This is a genomic window from Streptomyces sp. NPDC001852 (genome assembly GCF_042891825.1).
GTDB lineage: Bacteria > Actinomycetota > Actinomycetes > Streptomycetales > Streptomycetaceae > Streptomyces.
In genome coordinates this window covers 344,799-361,008 of record NZ_JBIATN010000007.1, presented here as the reverse complement: position 1 = coordinate 361,008, position 16,210 = coordinate 344,799, and the positions used below count along the sequence as shown (strand labels likewise).

General features: G+C 69.0%; 11 protein-coding genes and 1 pseudogene. 6 read left to right on the top strand and 6 right to left on the bottom strand.

All coding sequences use genetic code 11. From position 1 onward, the window contains the following. Both ACFYZB_RS15560 and ACFYZB_RS15555 read right to left on the bottom strand, forming a co-directional pair. A pseudogene (locus tag ACFYZB_RS15560) lies at positions 1–374 on the bottom strand (protein phosphatase); the annotation flags it as partial. A 96-nt stretch (positions 375–470) separates the two neighbouring features. Then, complete coding sequence (locus tag ACFYZB_RS15555) at positions 471–1,979, bottom strand: hypothetical protein (RefSeq protein ID WP_388758586.1); 1,509 nt, start codon at positions 1,977–1,979, stop codon at positions 471–473. A gap of 81 nt (positions 1,980–2,060) precedes the next feature. On the opposite strand from ACFYZB_RS15555, the gene ACFYZB_RS15550 reads away from it, so the two are divergent. Then, positions 2,061–3,203 carry a hypothetical protein gene (locus ACFYZB_RS15550; protein WP_388758584.1) on the top strand — a complete coding sequence of 381 codons (1,143 nt, stop codon included), beginning with the start codon at positions 2,061–2,063 and terminating at the stop codon, positions 3,201–3,203. Positions 3,204–3,267: 64 nt separating this feature from the next. Here the strand turns inward: ACFYZB_RS15550 and ACFYZB_RS15545 are convergent, their stop codons facing one another. Genes ACFYZB_RS15545 through ACFYZB_RS15530 form a run of 4 tightly spaced genes read right to left on the bottom strand, consistent with a single transcriptional unit; the run spans position 3,268 to position 7,125 of the window. Beyond that, positions 3,268–4,038: a succinate dehydrogenase/fumarate reductase iron-sulfur subunit gene (locus ACFYZB_RS15545; RefSeq protein WP_388758582.1), complete on the bottom strand. Its 771-nt coding sequence runs from the start codon at positions 4,036–4,038 to the stop codon at positions 3,268–3,270. Then, complete coding sequence (locus tag ACFYZB_RS15540; protein ID WP_351207860.1) at positions 4,035–5,972, bottom strand: fumarate reductase/succinate dehydrogenase flavoprotein subunit; 1,938 nt, start codon at positions 5,970–5,972, stop codon at positions 4,035–4,037. The genes ACFYZB_RS15545 and ACFYZB_RS15540 overlap by 4 nt, the downstream gene beginning before the upstream one ends. Before the next feature lie 18 nt (positions 5,973–5,990). After that, positions 5,991–6,812, bottom strand: coding sequence for a hypothetical protein (locus tag ACFYZB_RS15535; protein WP_351207862.1), 822 nt, complete (start codon positions 6,810–6,812; stop codon positions 5,991–5,993). Positions 6,813–6,834: 22 nt separating this feature from the next. Next, the gene (locus tag ACFYZB_RS15530) at positions 6,835–7,125 is read right to left on the bottom strand and encodes a hypothetical protein (protein WP_351207864.1); all 291 of its coding nucleotides are present in this window, start codon (positions 7,123–7,125) and stop codon (positions 6,835–6,837) included. 314 nt (positions 7,126–7,439) lie between these two features. Here ACFYZB_RS15530 and ACFYZB_RS15525 point away from each other — a divergent pair, with 314 nt between their 5' ends. The 5 genes from ACFYZB_RS15525 to ACFYZB_RS15505 all read left to right on the top strand — a co-directional run bounded on the left by ACFYZB_RS15525 (position 7,440) and on the right by ACFYZB_RS15505 (position 16,208). Continuing rightward, complete coding sequence (locus ACFYZB_RS15525) at positions 7,440–9,632, top strand: ABC transporter family substrate-binding protein (protein WP_388758579.1); 2,193 nt, start codon at positions 7,440–7,442, stop codon at positions 9,630–9,632. Between the two features lie 153 nt (positions 9,633–9,785). Next, entirely contained in the window at positions 9,786–11,693 is a 1,908-nt protein-coding gene (gene typA / locus ACFYZB_RS15520) for a translational GTPase TypA (protein WP_388758577.1), read from the top strand. A 547-nt stretch (positions 11,694–12,240) separates the two neighbouring features. After that, positions 12,241–13,275 carry an ABC transporter permease gene (locus tag ACFYZB_RS15515; protein ID WP_388758576.1) on the top strand — a complete coding sequence of 345 codons (1,035 nt, stop codon included), beginning with the start codon at positions 12,241–12,243 and terminating at the stop codon, positions 13,273–13,275. 56 nt (positions 13,276–13,331) lie between these two features. Next, the gene (locus tag ACFYZB_RS15510) at positions 13,332–15,140 is read left to right on the top strand and encodes an ABC transporter substrate-binding protein (RefSeq protein WP_388758574.1); all 1,809 of its coding nucleotides are present in this window, start codon (positions 13,332–13,334) and stop codon (positions 15,138–15,140) included. Between the two features lie 87 nt (positions 15,141–15,227). After that, a complete protein-coding gene (locus ACFYZB_RS15505; protein ID WP_388758572.1) occupies positions 15,228–16,208 on the top strand; it encodes an ABC transporter permease in 981 nt (326 codons plus the stop codon). Positions 16,209–16,210: the final 2 nt, after the last annotated feature.

The window sequence follows — 16,210 nt, the reverse complement described above, 5'->3', positions numbered from 1 at the left end:
TTCTCGACCTTGTCGCCGTCGTACTGCCAGTCGTGATCGTCCTTGACCGAGTCGACGAACGCGACCGCGTCGTGCTTGAGCTGCTTCAGCTTCGCGACCAGCGGACGGACCTCCGCCGCATACCCCGACAGCGCCCCGGCCACCGTCTCCAGATCCGACGCGAAGGTGTCCGCACGCGTGGAGACCGGCTTCGTCGACGCGAACAGCTGCTCCGCCTCCGGAGCCTTGTAATACGCCGACAACCCCTGGAACTTGGAGTGCACATCCCCACCCGTGGTGCGGATGTTCCCGGCGTCCTTCTTCAGCGCGCCGTAGTCCTTCTCCAACTGCTCCAGATCACCGGTGAACTCAGGAATCTCCTCCGGCTTGATCACGTGTCTCTGCCCCCGTACGTCCGCACCGCTGGTTCGGATCGACCTTCATCGCGATCTGACCATCGTACAAAGAGACTTATGGGGAGTCAGAAACAGTTATGTGACAGGACGTGTACGGGTCTGGGGTCCCCCGAAGCCCGGCGCCGAGCTGCCGTCGGTGTCTTCCACGTCGACGGACGCGTTGCCATGGGCCCGTACGTCGCGTTCCGCCGTCTCCCGGGCCTCCCTGGACAGGGTGTCGGCCCGGGCGGGGTCTCCCGCGCCCAGGGCCCGTACCGCCGCCGCCAGTTGTGAGCGGGCCTCCGGGCCCACCACGGTCCGGTGCACCGTGACGAAGCCCTCCGCCCCGGCGACGGAACTCCTCGCCACGAGCAGCGCCGCAGCGGACGACGCACCGGTGTGGCCCGTCTCCAGCCGCTCCACCGCCCGCGCGATCCGGCGCAGGGCGTCCAGCGGGTCGTACGGGCCCGACGTCAGCTCCTGCCGTACGGCGGTCAGCACACGGTCCGCGTGGGCCAGCCGGGCGTGCAGCTCACCGCTGGTCAGAGGACCCGGCACGCCCCCTTTCCGGGCCGCCGCGATCTCCGCCTCCGCGCCGGTCAGGGCGGCCGGCACCAGCTTCGCCGCCTCCCGTAGCTCCGCGGCGAGCCGTTCCACCCCGGTGACCAGGACGTCGGCCTGGGCCACCGCGCCCTCGGCGGCGCGCAGATGGGCGGCGGCCCGTGCGCCGTCGCCCGCGTCGGCCCTCTGGCGCGCCTCGTTGAGCCGGGTCGTGGCGAACACCAGCCGGTCCTTGGCCTGTTCGACGTGTCCCAGGACGGGTTCGGTGGCCGAGGGCGTGCAGCTGTCGTGCAGCGCGGTCAGGGTGTCCTGGGCGGTCATGGTGCGCCCCGCGAGCTCCCTGAACCGTCCCTCGGCCACCTCCAGCGCCCCGGCCAGCCCCGGCCCCTCCAGCTCCCGCAGCCGGTCCAGCGCCGGAGCCTCCGCGTCCAGTCTGCGCCCCGCCTCCGCGCACCGGCCCACCACGCCGACCAGCGCCTGCCGCCGGGCCACGTCGTCCTCCGGCACCCCCTGCTCGTACCGCCGCCAGATCGCGAACGCGGCCGACAGCTCGGTCTCGGCGGCCCGCAGCGCATGGACGAAGGGCTCGGTCTCCGCCTCCGTGAAACGCCCCTGGACGAAGGTGAGTTCCTCCCGGCTCGTGCGCACGCAGTCGTCGGCCAGGACCAGCGCCGCGCGCGCCTGACGCTCGGAGTCGGCCGGAGTGGGCGTGGGCGGTGCGGCGGAGACGATCCCGGGGGTCGTACGGGTACGGGCGCGGCGGGTGCGGCGCAGGTAGCCGTATCCGGCCAGCGCCACGGCGGCGACCCCCACGATCAGGGGCAGCACGAGGTCGGTGGTGGACGTCCCGTCCTGCGGCGGCGCGGCGGAGCTCGCCACGGTCCCGGCGGGCGCCACGGGAACCGGATCCTGCGCACCGACCGTCATCACCGGCAACATCAGCCACCCGGCCCCGACCACGACACCCAGCACGGCATGCGCCACCCGCACGCATATGTGCGCCTTGGCGCGCCGGGGCCGGCCGCGGATCAGGGAGGACGTCACATTTCGGAGCGTATGGGCAGGTAGGCGCCTTCGCGAGCGGGATGGATACGGGTGGGGGACGGGATGGGCAGGGGGACAGGAATGGACACCGGGGGAAACAACGGGGCGGATACGGAGGGGCTGCCCACCCCTGACGCCGAGGACGACGCCGAGGACAGCCCTCCAAAGCCCCCCGCGCCCGTCGACGAAAGCCACGCGGGCGGTGCCGGGCGCAGACGCACATGGCCGCGCACACTGAGGCGCACCGCGCTCGCCCTCGTCCTTCTCCTGCTGCTCCCCGCCCTCACCGCCGAGACCGCCCTCCGCTTCAACGACACCGGCACCCCCGCACCCGGCACGTACACCCGCAACCGTGACGCCGTCTGGCTCGGCCACGCCTGGGTCGACGGCCGCAAGACCGACGCCGACGTGACCGCACTCGTCAGCCGTCTGCGCGACACCGGCATCCGCGACCTGTACGTCCACGCAGGCCCCCTGGAACACGACGGCACGCTCCCCGAGTCGGCGTACCCCAGGGCCCGTTGGCTCACGGAAACCCTGCGTCGCCGGGCGCCGGACATCCGTGTGCAGGCCTGGCTCGGGGACGAGGTCGCCCCGGAGAAGCCGTACGCCATGCACCTGGAACGCCCCGCGACCCGCGCCGCCGTCGTCGGGTCCACCCGGCAGATCCTGGCCGCCGGCTTCCAGGGAGCCCACTTCGATCTGGAGCCCCTGCACTCCGGCGACCGGAACTACCTGACCCTCCTGGACGCCCTGCACCGCGTCACCCGCGCCCGCCACGCCGTGCTCTCCGTCGCCGCCCACCAGATCGATCCGCTGCCGGCCTTCCACTCCCTCTGGGGCACGGTCACCGGCCACCCCAAGTGGTGGTCGCAGGCGTACTTCGGGCAGGTCGCGCGGCGGGTCGACCAGATCGCGGTGATGTCGTACGACACCATGCAGCCGTTGCAGAGCCTGTACGGCGGCTATGTCGCCCAGCAGACCTCGCTGGCCCTGGAGGTCACGCCCGAGTCCACCGACCTCCTCATGGGCCTGCCCTTCTACCACGAGAACCGCTTCGGGCACTGGGCCCGTGCGGAGACCGTCCCGGCCGCCGTACGCGGGGTCCGCCTGGGCCTGTCCCGCACCGACAGGGAGCGGGCCCGCTTCGGCGTCGCCCTCTACGTCGACTTCGCGGCCACCGAAGCGGACTGGGCGGCCTACCGGGAGGACTGGGTCCGGTGACCGAACCGGCGCCCCGGCCGTCCCGCTCCTACGAAGACCACGTCTCCTACGAAAACCGCCTCTCCTACGAAGGCCGCCTCCTGATCTTCGAACCCAGCCACACCAGCGGGTCGTACTTGCGGTCCACCGCGCGCTCCTTCAGGGGGATCAGCGCGTTGTCGGTGATCTTGATGCCCTCGGGGCAGACCTCCGTGCAGCACTTGGTGATGTTGCAGTAGCCGAGTCCGTGTTCGTCCTGGGCCGTGCGCTTGCGGTCCAGGCCGGTCTCGGCGGCGGCGTCCAGCGGGTGCATGTCGAGTTCGGCGATCCGCATCAGGAAGCGCGGGCCCGCGAACGCCGTCTTGTTCTCCTCGTGGTCGCGGACGACATGGCAGGTGTCCTGGCACAGGAAGCACTCGATGCACTTGCGGAACTCCTGCGAGCGGTCCACGTCCTCCTGCATCATCCGGTACTCACCGGGGCCGAGCCCCGCGGGCGGTACGAAGGCCGGGACCTCCCTGGCCTTCTGGTAGTTGAAGCCGACGTCCGTCACCAGGTCCCGGACCACCGGGAAGCCCCGCATCGGTGTCACGGTGATCGTCTCCGACCGGTCGAACACCGACATCCGGGTCATGCACATCAGCCGGGGGCGGCCGTTGATCTCCGCCGAGCACGAACCGCACTTGCCCGCCTTGCAGTTCCAGCGCACGGCCAGATCGGGGGCCTGGGTCGCCTGGAGCCGGTGGATGATGTCGAGCACCACCTCGCCGTCGTTGACCTCGACCTTGAAGTCCGCCAGGTCACCGCCCTGCTCATCACCCCGCCACACCTTGAAGCGGGCCTCGTAGCTGCTCACTCGTACAGCTCCTCTTCGGCGAGGTACTTGACCAGCTCCTCCTTCTCGAAGAGGGCGAGCAGGTCCGGGCGGATGGGGGGAGTGGTCTCGCGGGTGAGGCGGATCTGGCCCCGGGCGGGGTCGGTCGCCGCCAGACCGCCGGTCGGGTCGGCGAGGGTGCAGAGCAGGTTCACGTTGCGCCAGGCGCGGTCCATGGCGGCGTGGTCCTCGCGGGTGTGGCCGCCGCGCGACTCGGTGCGCTCCAGGGCCGCGCGGGCCACGCATTCGCTGACCAGGAGCATGTTGCGCAGGTCGAGGGCGAGGTGCCAGCCCGGGTTGAACTGGCGGTGGCCCTCGACACCGGCCCGGCGTGCGCGTACCCGCAGCTCGGCCAGCTTCTGCAGGGCCTGCCCCATCTCGCCCTCGCGGCGGATGATGCCGACCAGGTCGTTCATGGTCTGCTGGAGTTCCTGGTGCAGGGTGTACGGGTTCTCCGGCGGACCCGCCTCGCCCTCCCGGTCGGCTTCCGCGGAGAAGGGGCGCAGGGCCTCCGCCGCCGCCGTGTTGACCTGGGCGTCGTCCACCGGCGGACGCCGGTGCGCCACCCCCTGCGCGTACTCCGCCGCGTGCCAGCCCGCGCGGCGCCCGAAGACCAGCAGGTCGGAGAGCGAGTTGCCGCCGAGGCGGTTGGAGCCGTGCATGCCGCCCGCCACCTCGCCGGCCGCGAACAGCCCCGGCACCCCGCGGGCCGCCGCGGTGTCGGAGTCGACGGCGATCCCGCCCATCACGTAGTGACAGGTCGGCCCGACCTCCATGGCCTCCGCCGTGATGTCGACGTCCGCCAGCTCCTTGAACTGGTGGTACATGGACGGCAGCCGGCGCCGGATCACCTCGGCGGGCATGCGGGTGGACACGTCCAGGAAGACCCCGCCGTGCGGCGAGCCCCGGCCCGCCTTGACCTCTGCGTTGATGGCGCGGGCCACCTCGTCGCGGGGGAGGAGTTCCGGGGGGCGCCGGTTGTTGTCCGGGTCCTCGTACCACCGGTCGGCCTCCTCCTCCGACTCGGCGTACTTCTCCTTGAAGACGTCCGGGATGTAGTCGAACATGAACCGCTTGCCCTCGGAGTTGCGCAGGACCCCGCCGTCGCCGCGCACCGACTCGGTGACGAGGATGCCCTTCACCGACGGCGGCCAGACCATGCCCGTCGGGTGGAACTGCACGAACTCCATGTTCAGCAGGGGGGCGCCCGCGAGCAGCGCGAGCGCGTGGCCGTCGCCGGTGTACTCCCACGAGTTCGAGGTGACCTTGAAGGACTTGCCGATCCCGCCGGTCGCGATCACCACGGCGGGGGCTTCCAGGACGAAGAAGCGGCCGGTCTCACGGTCGTAGGCGAAGACGCCCGACACCCGCTCCCCGTCCTTCAGGACCCTCGTGACCGTGCACTCCTGGAAGACCTTCAGTCCCGACTCGTAGTCCCCGGTCTCCCTGAAGTCCTGCTGCTGCAGCGCGACGATCTTCTGCTGGAGCGTGCGGATCAGCTCCAGGCCGGTACGGTCGCCGACGTGCGCGAGGCGCGGGTACTCGTGGCCGCCGAAGTTGCGCTGGGAGATCCGGCCGTCCTTCGTACGGTCGAACAGCGCGCCCCAGGTCTCCAGCTCCCACACCCGGTCCGGGGCCTCCTGCGCGTGCAGCTCGGCCATCCGCCACTGGTTGAGGAACTTGCCGCCGCGCATGGTGTCGCGGAAGTGGACCTGCCAGTTGTCGTGCTCGTTGACGTTGGCCATGGCCGCCGCGATGCCGCCCTCGGCCATCACCGTGTGCGCCTTGCCGAACAGCGACTTGCAGATCACCGCCGTACGGGCGCCCCGCTCGCGCGCCTCGATCGCGGCCCGCAGCCCGGCGCCGCCGGCACCGACCACGACGACGTCCCACTCCTGGCGGTCCACCACGGACATCAGACGGCTCACCTGTTCCTAGAAGAAGCGCGGGTCGGCGAAGACCCCGGACGCGACGAGATAGACGTAGAAGTCGGCGAGGGCCACGCTCAGCAGCGACGCCCAGGCCAGCTGCATGTGGCGGGCGTTGAGCCGGCCGACGAACTGCCAGGCCTTGTAGCGCACCGGGTGTCTGGAGAAGTGCTTGAGCTTGCCGCCGACGATGTGCCGGCAGGAGTGGCAGGAGACGGTGTACGCCCAGATCAACGTGATGTTGATCAGGAAGACGACGGTGCCGAGGCCCATGTGGCCCCAGTTCTCGTGCGGGTCGCGGAAGGACAGCACCGTGTCGTAGGTCAGCACCCCCGCGACCAGGATCGCCGCGTAGAAGAAGTACCGGTGGACGTTCTGCAGGATCAGCGGGAAGCGGGTCTCGCCGCTGTACGTCCGGTGCGGTTCGGCGACCGCGCAGGCGGGCGGGGACGCCCAGAAGCTGCGGTAGTACGCCTTGCGGTAGTAGTAGCAGGTCAGGCGGAAACCGAGCGGGAAGATCAGGATGATGATCGCCGGGGAGATCGCCCACCAGCTGCCGAAGAGGTCGGCGTTCGGGCCCGCGGGCATGCTCTTGCAGTTCTGTGCCAGGCAGGGCGAGTAGAACGGCGAGACGTACGGCGCCGCGTAGTAGTCCGCGTTGGCGAAGGCCCGCCAGGTCGAGTAGACGACGAAGGCCAGCAGACCGGCCGCGGTGACGGCGGGAGCCAGCCACCAGCGGTCGGTCCGCAGATGCGGGGCCGTGATCGCGGCGCGCGCAGTGGTCCGTACGCCGCCGCTGTTCTGTTGGGGTTCCGTACCAGTGGCCAAGGCAGGCTCCGGTCGTCGGGGATCAGGGGGCGTGCCGGTCGCGGGCGCCCAGGCCCTCGTCGTCCGAGCCCACCCACAGGCTGGTGTCGTACGGCGCGTCGGAGATGGTGACGAGGTCGGGGCGGCGCGGGGCCTCCCCGGTGGTGGCGGCGTCACGCAGCAGCGCCACGCTCTCGCGCAGATGGTCGGCGTCCAACCGGACCCGGCGCATCTCCAGGCCGCCGCTGCCGAGCTGGTGTTCCAGGCGTCCCAGCGACCGGTACAGATCGTCGATGGAGCGCTGGACCGAGGTGATGTCGTCGTGCACGGACATGACTTGCCCTCACTTCCGTGGGTCCGGCGGGCCCTGGGCGGCAACGTTCATGCGCCTTGGAGTGTTGCGCGTCACACCTGTCGGTGTGAAGGCGTGTGCAGCGATTGGCGGAGGCGCACTGGTGCATCTCCGGTGGTGTTGCGCCACACGGGTGGGGTTACCGCCCGTCCTCGCCGTGTCGCCCGTGGGGGCCGGATCCTTTCCTCTTCAGTGGGCCGCATAGATCTGATCAGCTCCATATACCGCCAAAGGTGATCAGCTCCACATTTCGACACAAGTGAGCATAAACCCGCGGCTTCCTGGAGGTAGCAGCGATGTCCTACGACCGCGTCGGACTGCGTGCCGTGATGCGCTCGGTCTCCTTCCTCACCGCCGGCGCGCTCGTGGTGCCGTTCCTCGCCGGATGCGACTCCGACGAGAAGGTCGCGGGGCCGCTCGCCGGGCAGGACATCGCCCCCGTCGCCCGTGACCTGGTCGCCGACGGCGGGACCGTGAAGTGGGCCGTCGACGCCGTACCGCCGACCCTGAACACCTTCCAGGCCGATGCCGACGCCGGCACCAGCCGCGTCGCCCAGGCCGTGCTGCCGTCGATGTTCCGGCTGGACGCCAGTGGCCGGCCGGTGCCCGACCCCGCCTACCTGGAGTCGGCCAAGGTCATCGAGACCGAGCCGCGCCAGGTCGTGCTGTACAAGCTGAACCAGCAGGCCGTGTGGAGCGACGGCCGGGAGATCGGCGCCGCCGACTTCCTCGCCCAGTGGCGCGCCCTGTCCGGCAGGAACAGCGCGTACTGGACGGCCCGCAACGCCGGCTACGACCGCATCGAGAAAATTGAGCGGGGCGCCACCGACCTCGAGGTCCGGGTCACCTTCTCCCGCCCCTACGCCGACTGGAAGTCGCTGTTCTCCCCGCTGTACCCGAAGGACGTCATGGGCACCCCGGGCGCCTTCAACGACGGAGCCCGCCGCAAGCTGCAGGTCACCGCGGGGCCGTTCACCGTGGACAAGGTCGACACCGCCCAGCAGAACGTCGTCCTCACCCGCAACCCGCGCTGGTGGGGCCGGCCCGCCAAGCTGAACGAGATCGTGCTGCACGCCGTACCCCGCGACAAGCGGGCCGCCGCGCTCGCCGACGGCAGCGTGGACCTCGCCGATGTCGACCCCGGGGACGCCCAGCGGATCGGACTCGCCGCCCACGGCATCGCGAACCCCTTGCAGGGCTCCGGCAAGACCTCGGTGAAGAAGCTGCGCGCGTGGGCGCGTGCGCACGACTTCGGCCCCGACGACGTCAAGGCCGGCCGGACGAAGCTGCGCAAGGCGATCTCCGAGTACCTGGACGAGCAGCAGGCGCTGAGCGGCGTCGAGGTCCGCAGGTCGCTGGAGCCCGCCTACACCCAGCTCGCCCTGAACGGCTCCGCGGGCCCCCTCGCGGACGAGCGCGTCCGGCGGGCCGTCGCCCGCGCCCTGGACCGCCGGGAGCTGGCCAAGCTGGTGCTCACCCCGCTGGGCCTGCCCGCCGTCCCGGTCGGCAGCCATCTCGCCCTGTCCGGGCAGGCCGCGTACGCCGACGACAGCGGCGCGATCGGCGCTCAGGACACCAAGGAGGCGCAGGCGCTGCTCGCCGACGCCGGCTGGGTGCCGGGCGGCCCGATCAAGGAGCAGAAGAAGGGGGAGAAGGCGGCCGGCCCCGAGAGCGAGAAGAAACACAAGAAGGACAAGGGCGCCAAGGAAGACAAGTCCGACGGCGGCAGGGACGGCGAGTACATCGTCGGCGGGGACAGTGAGGGAGACGACGGCGGCGACAAGAGCGGGGACAACAAGAACGGCGGACGGGGGGACGGGGGCGACCGGCGCCTGGCCCAGGAGGGTAGGCACGGGGGTGCACAGGGGGCGTACGCCCCCCAGGGCACGGCCGCGCCGGCGGCCGCGGCGCAGCCGCTCGCCAAGGACGGCAAGCCGCTCCTGCTCCGCTTCGTGCTCCCGTCCGGCGCCGGCTCCCAGACGCTGAACGCGGTCGCCGAGCGGATCTCGGCCATGCTGGGGCGGGTCGGCATCCGGACGACGATCAGCAAGGTCCCGGACGCGAGCTACTTCAAGGACCACATCGCCTCCGGCGACTACGACCTCGCGCTGTACTCCTGGCCGTCCTCCGCGTTCCCGGCGACGGACGACCGGCCGGTGTACGCGAAGCCGGTGCCGGCGGCGGACGGCTCGCTGAACATCGAGCAGAACTACACGCGGATCGGCACGGACCAGGTGGACCAGCTGTTCGACGAGGCCGCGGCCACCCTGGACGAGGACGAGGAGGTGTCGCTGATCCGCAAGGCGGACTCGCGGATCTGGGCCTCGGCCGGGTCGATCCCGCTGTATCAGCGGCCTCAGCTCGTGGCGGTGCGGCAGAACCTGGTCAACGCCGGAGCCTTCGGATTCCGGACGCCGGTCTATGAGGACATGGGCTTCCTGAAGAAGGGGGCGAAGGTTCCGCAGCCCTCGCCCAGCCCGAGCGGCTGACCTCCACGGAGATTGTCACACCGCCCTGCGGAGGCCGTCTCCGCCGGGGCCACGTACCATGGGGTGAGGCCGTGGCGTGTCCAGCCCGGCAGGACCCGCGTGACACAGACGTACGCGCAGGGCAATCCTCACACTCCGGGAGTTCGTCGCACTATGGCCACGCGCCACGACATCCGCAACGTCGCCATCGTCGCTCACGTCGACCACGGCAAGACCACCATCGTCGACGGCATGCTGAAGCAGGCCGGCGCGTTCGCCGCCCACCAGCTCGAAGGCGTCGACGACCGCATGATGGACTCGAATGACCTGGAGCGTGAGAAGGGCATCACGATCCTCGCCAAGAACACGGCGGTGAAGTACCACCCCAAGGACGGCGGGGACCCGATCACCATCAACATCATCGACACCCCCGGCCACGCCGACTTCGGCGGCGAGGTCGAGCGCGGTCTGTCCATGGTGGACGGTGTCGTGCTGCTGGTGGACGCCTCCGAGGGCCCGCTGCCGCAGACCCGCTTCGTGCTGCGCAAGGCCCTCCAGCAGCGCCTGCCCGTCATCCTGTGCATCAACAAGACGGACCGCCCGGACTCCCGCATCGACGAGGTCGTCAACGAGACCTACGACCTCTTCCTCGACCTGGACGCGGACGAGGAGCAGATCGAGTTCCCGATCGTCTACGCCTGCGGCCGTGACGGCATCGCCTCGCTGACCAAGCCGGAGAACGGCACGGTCCCGGCCGACAGCGACAGCCTGGAGCCGTTCTTCTCCACGATCCTGGAGCACATCCCGGCGCCGACGTACGAGGAGGACGCGCCGCTCCAGGCCCACGTCACCAACCTCGACGCCGACAACTTCCTCGGCCGTATCGCGCTGCTCCGGGTCGAGCAGGGCGAGCTGCGCAAGGGCCAGACGGTCGCCTGGATCAAGCGCGACGGCTCCATCAGCAACGTGCGCATCTCCGAGCTGATGATGACCGAGGCGCTCACCCGCAAGCCCGCCGAGAAGGCCGGTCCGGGTGACATCTGCGCGGTCGCCGGTATCCCGGACATCATGATCGGCGAGACCCTGGCCGACACCGAGAACCCGGTCCCGCTGCCGCTGATCACGGTGGACGAGCCGGCGATCTCCATGGTCATCGGTACGAACACCTCGCCGCTGGTCGGCCGGGGCGGCACCGGCAAGGGCGCGGACGCGAAGGCGGCCGTGAAGGACCGCAAGGTCACCGCCCGCCAGGTGAAGGACCGCCTGGACCGCGAGCTGATCGGTAACGTCTCGCTGCGCGTGCTGGACACCGAGCGGCCGGACGCCTGGGAGGTCCAGGGCCGTGGTGAGCTGGCGCTCGCCATCCTGGTCGAGACCATGCGCCGGGAGGGCTACGAGCTGACCGTCGGCAAGCCGCAGGTCGTCACCAAGGAAGTCGACGGCAAGGTCTACGAGCCGGTCGAGCGCATGACGATCGACGTGCCCGAGGAGCACATGGGCGCGGTCACGCAGCTGATGGGCGTCCGCAAGGGCCGGATGGACAACATGTCCAACCACGGCTCGGGCTGGGTGCGCATGGAGTTCGTGGTGCCGTCCCGTGGTCTGATCGGTTTCCGGACCGAGTTCCTGACGCAGACCCGCGGCACCGGTATCGGCCACTCCATCCACGAGGGCCACGAGCCCTGGTTCGGTGCGCTGCAGACCCGCAACAACGGCTCGCTGGTCGCCGACCGCGCCGGTGCCGTCACCGCGTTCGCGATGACGAACCTGCAGGAGCGCGGCGTGCTCTTCGTGGAGCCGGGCACCGAGGTGTACGAGGGCATGATCGTCGGTGAGAACTCCCGCTCCGACGACATGGACGTCAACATCACCAAGGAGAAGAAGCTCACCAACATGCGGTCCTCGACGGCCGACGTGGCCGAGTCGATCGTGCCGCCGCGCAAGCTGTCGCTGGAGCAGTCGCTGGAGTTCTGCCGTGACGACGAGTGCGTCGAGGTGACCCCGGAGGCCGTTCGCATCCGCAAGGTCAACCTCGACCAGCGTGAGCGGGCCCGCGCCGCGAGCCGCGCCAAGCACGGCTGATCCCAGCGCAATCGAGCCCGGGTGCCCCCAGGATGGGGGTACCCGGGCTTTTTGCAACCCGTTTTCGGGGGACCCATGTCCGACATGCGGAGATCGTTGCCCGATAGCCATGTAACACGTCCGTTTCGCGCCTTCTTCGGTCGAACAGTTTGTCCAGATTTTGGAAGGTGTAGCCGCGATCCGTGACTGAATTGAGATCTGCGGGCAGTGGTCGGTACTCGACCCATGGCAGATAGTTAGCCGCGTAGCGCTCGGGTCAATGGGTCCAGCGCACTGTGGGGACAGTGTGCCGACTCACGAGCACCAGGGGGTGCCTGACCCTCCGTCAGGGGTGTCGGAGGGAAGACGGAAACCCTCTCCTGTTGGTGAACACGTGGAGTCATGAGGAGGAACCCCCATGCGCGGTGTCACAAACACCAGGTGGGTCTGTTCGTCACGTCCAGCGGTGTGATTCGGCGGTAGAACTACGCGCGTCCGCCTCGCGGTTACGCGCGTCCTCGGAGTACCCGGGCACCTCCCACACTCATACCTGTGAAACGGACGAACCGTGACAAGTCCTATCGACATTGAGGGCGGCGGGACTTCGGTCGTCGTCGACGGCGAACCAGGGCCGGAGGCGGAGAGCGAAGTCGTCAAGCTCGAAGGCCGCTCTCCCGGCCAGCTGATGTGGCTGCGCTTCAAACGCGACCGTACCGGCGTGATCTCGGCTTATGTGGTGGGCTTCTTCTTCCTGATCGGCCTGCTCGCCCCGCTGATCTCCAAACTGTACGGCAAGAATCCGTACACGGTGTACGCGGACGAGCGACCGGAACTCTTCGACAGCGCCGGCGTGCCGGTGCAGCCCAACGGCGGCATCAGCAGCCAGTTCTGGTTCGGACTCGAACCCGGCAACGGCTACGACGTCTTCACCAAGCTGATCTACGGCATCCGCACCTCGCTGATGATCTCGGTCGCCGTCACCATCGCCGTCGTCATCACCGGCATCCTTCTCGGTGTCGCGGCCGGCTATCTCGGCGGCAGGACCGACTACTTCATCGGCCGGGTCATCGACTTCCTCCTCGCCTTCCCGGCACAGCTCTTCTTCATCGCGAGCATGCCGGTCGTGGTGTCCCTGTTCGTCAGTCCCCGCGACGAGACGCCCACCTACGTCCGGGTGGTGGCCCTCATCATCGTCCAGTGGTTCCTGGGCTGGATGGGCCTCGGGCGCATCCTGCGCGGCACCGCACTCGCCCTGCGGGAACGGGAGTTCATCGAGGCGGCACGGGTCAGCGGCGCCTCGTCGTGGCGGATCATCCGCAGGGAGATCCTCCCGAACGTCGTCACCCCGCTGCTGGTGCAGGCGACGTACCTGCTGCCCGGGTTCGTGACGGCCGAGGCCGGTCTGTCCTTCCTGGGGGTCGGCATCGTCGAACCGACGCCGGACTGGGGGCAGATGTTCTCCAAGGCGTCCACCGAACTGGTGATGCAGAACGACATCACCTACATGTTCTTCCCCGGCGTATCGATGATCATCTTCGTCGTCGCGTTCAACCTGCTCGGGGACTCGGTCAGAGACGCCTTCGATCCCAAGACCGCGCGCTGACCGCACTTCGTCAACCACACGGAACGTCAGTTTCAAGGATGGGTGGGAATTTCGTGATGAGTAGGGGCGGACGCCACGTCTCCAGCGCGCTCTCCGTGCTCGCCGCCGGAGCCCTTGTGCTCACCGGTTGCAGCAAGGGCGGCAGCGACACCGGCACCAACGGCAACAAGGACCAGAAGAACGCCGAGGCACAGCAGGCGGCCATCAAGTTCGGCGGCACCGCGGACTCCCAGGGCCCGGCGGCCGACGTCCCGGGCGCCAAGAGCGGCGGCAGCATGGAGGTGCTGCAGCGCGACAGCTTCGCGCACCTCGACCCGGGGCAGATCTACGTCTCCGACCAGATGGCGCTCGCCCAGCTGATCCACAGAGGCCTCACCGGCTACAAGGCCACCAGCGACGACGGCCACAAACACGAGATCGTCGGCGACCTCGCCACCGACTCCGGCACCACCACGGACGGCGGAAAGACCTGGAAGTACACGCTCAAGGACGGCATCAAGTTCCAGGACGGCACCCCGATCACGTCCCAGGACGTCCGACAGACCTTCGAGCGGCTCTTCGCGCCCTTCATCACCCAGGGCCCGCCCTACCTCCAGCAGTGGCTGGCCAACACCCCGGGCGCCGACTACCGCAAACTGCTCCCCGACGGGCCGTACAAGGGCAAGCACCTCCCGGACAGCATCCTCGAGACGCCCGACGCCAAAACCATCATCTTCCACTTCAAGAAGCCGCACGCGGACCTGCCGTACGCGCTCGCCATGGCCGGCTACTCCATCGTGTCCGCGAAGGGCGACACCAAGGAGAAGTACGACAAGGCCCCGCTGGCGACCGGCCCGTACAAGATCCAGTCGTTCAAGTCCGGCAAGTCGATGGTGCTGGTCAAGAACACCAACTGGGACCCGAAGACGGACCCGATCCGCCACCAGTACGTGGACCAGTTCAACTTCACGTTCAACCAGCAGTTCGAGACCTCCACCAAGGCACTGCTGGCGGACAGCGGCCCCGACCAGACCGGCCTCAGCTTCAGCAACCAGGTCGACGCGGGCAACCTGTCCAGCGTCCTCAGGAACCCGAAGCTCAAGTCCCGTACGGTCTCCGGCTACCAGCCGTACGTCGGCCAGATGAACATCAACATGAGCAAGCCGGAGATGAAGGACATCCGGGTCCGCGAGGCCATCGCCTACGCACTCCCCGTCACCCCCTTCGTCCGCGCCTTCGGCGGCACGGACGCGATGGAGGTCGCCGGCGGCCTGCTCAGCCCGACCGTCAGCGGCTACGACGCCTCGTTCGACCCGTTCGGCAAGAAGAAGAAGCCGGCCGGTGACCCGGACAAGGCCCGCGACCTGCTCAAGCAGGCCGGCAAGCTCAACATGAAGCTGACCTTCGGCTACACCAACACCCCCGAGGGCCAGCAGTACTCCACGGCCATGGCGGCGGGCCTGAAGAAGGCCGGCTTCGACGTCCAGCGCCAGGAGATCCCGTCCGAGACCTACTACGACCAGGTCTCCAAGCTCAACAACAACTACGACATCTTCCACACCGCGTGGGGCGCCGACTGGCCGTCCGCCTCGACGGTCCTCCCGCTGCTGTACGACGGCCGCATCATCGCCGACGGTGCGTCGAACTACTCGCAGATCAACGACCCCCACGTGAACAGCGAGATCGACCGCATCAACGCGATCACCGACCCGGTCAAGGCCGCGGCCGAGTGGGAGAAGCTCGACAAGTACCTGCTCACCAAGGTCGTCAACGTGGTCCCGACCGCGTACTACAAGCAGACCCAGATCGCCGGCTCCAAGGTCGGCGGCCTCGTCTACGACGACGTGATCGGCGGCATCGACCCGCGTCGCCTCTTCATCAAGTAACCGTCCCCGTCCGGTGTCCGGCGCGCTCCCGAGCAGGGGGCGCGCCGGGCACCGCCAAGGCCGCCGACGTCTGAGAGCTGCCCTGTCATGCTGCGCTTCCTCGTCCGCCGGATCATCGGTGCCGTCGTCATCCTGTTCCTGCTGAGCATCGTCACGTTCGTACTGTTCTTCGGGGTGCCCCGGGACCCCGCGCTGATGATGTGCGGCAAGACCTGCAACCCCGACAGCATCGCGAACATCCACCATGTGCTCGGCCTGGACAAACCCATCACCGAGCAGTACTGGATCTTCCTGCACAACCTCGTCATGGGCAGCAACCAGTTCGCCCAGGGACCGTGCCCCGCCCCCTGCTTCGGCTACTCGTACCACACCAACGAGGCGGTCTGGAGCACCCTGATGGACCGGCTGCCCACGACCGTCTCGCTCACCCTGGGCGCGGCCGTGTGCTTCCTGGCCGTCGGTCTCGGCACCGGGCTGCTCGCCGCCTGGCGGCGCGGCACGCTGATCGACAAGACGGCCACCGCGGGCGCCATGGTGATCAGTTCGCTGCAGATCTACTTCCTCGGCCCGCTGGCCCTGGCCGTCCTCGTCTACCAGACCCACTGGTTCGACAAGCCCGCCTACAACGAGTTCACCCAGGACCCCGTCTCCTGGTTCACCGGCCTGATCATCCCCTGGGTGGTCCTCTCCACGATCTTCGCCGCGCAGTACACCCGTATGGCCCGGTCCTCGATGATCGAACAGCTCCAGGAGGAACACGTCCGGACCGCCCGCGCGAAAGGCATGTCCCGGTCCTATGTCTTCTTCCGCTACGCCTGGCGCGGTTCGCTGATCCCGATCGTCACCATCTTCGGCATCGACCTCGGCTCGCTGTTCGGCGGCGCCATCATCACCGAGTACACCTTCGGCCTGCCCGGCCTCGGCAACCTGGCCGTTCAGTCCGTCTTCTTCAGCGACCTGCCGCTGCTGCTCGGCGTGATGCTCTTCTCCGCCACCATGATCCTGCTGTTCAACATCGTCGTCGACGCCGCCTACGCCTTCATCGACCCGCGCGTGCGGCTGTCCTAGGA

Excerpts from the sequence above, each read along its gene's own strand:
- ACFYZB_RS15550 (WP_388758584.1), top strand. The coding sequence starts at position 2,061 with ATGGACACCGGGGGAAACAACGGGGCGGATACGGAGGGGCTGCCCACC.
- ACFYZB_RS15540 (WP_351207860.1), bottom strand. The coding sequence starts at position 5,972 with ATGTCCGTGGTGGACCGCCAGGAGTGGGACGTCGTCGTGGTCGGTGCC.
- ACFYZB_RS15530 (WP_351207864.1), bottom strand. The coding sequence starts at position 7,125 with ATGTCCGTGCACGACGACATCACCTCGGTCCAGCGCTCCATCGACGAT.
- ACFYZB_RS15525 (WP_388758579.1), top strand. The coding sequence starts at position 7,440 with ATGTCCTACGACCGCGTCGGACTGCGTGCCGTGATGCGCTCGGTCTCC.
- typA (WP_388758577.1), top strand. The coding sequence starts at position 9,786 with ATGGCCACGCGCCACGACATCCGCAACGTCGCCATCGTCGCTCACGTC.
- ACFYZB_RS15510 (WP_388758574.1), top strand. The coding sequence starts at position 13,332 with ATGAGTAGGGGCGGACGCCACGTCTCCAGCGCGCTCTCCGTGCTCGCC.
- ACFYZB_RS15505 (WP_388758572.1), top strand. The coding sequence starts at position 15,228 with ATGCTGCGCTTCCTCGTCCGCCGGATCATCGGTGCCGTCGTCATCCTG.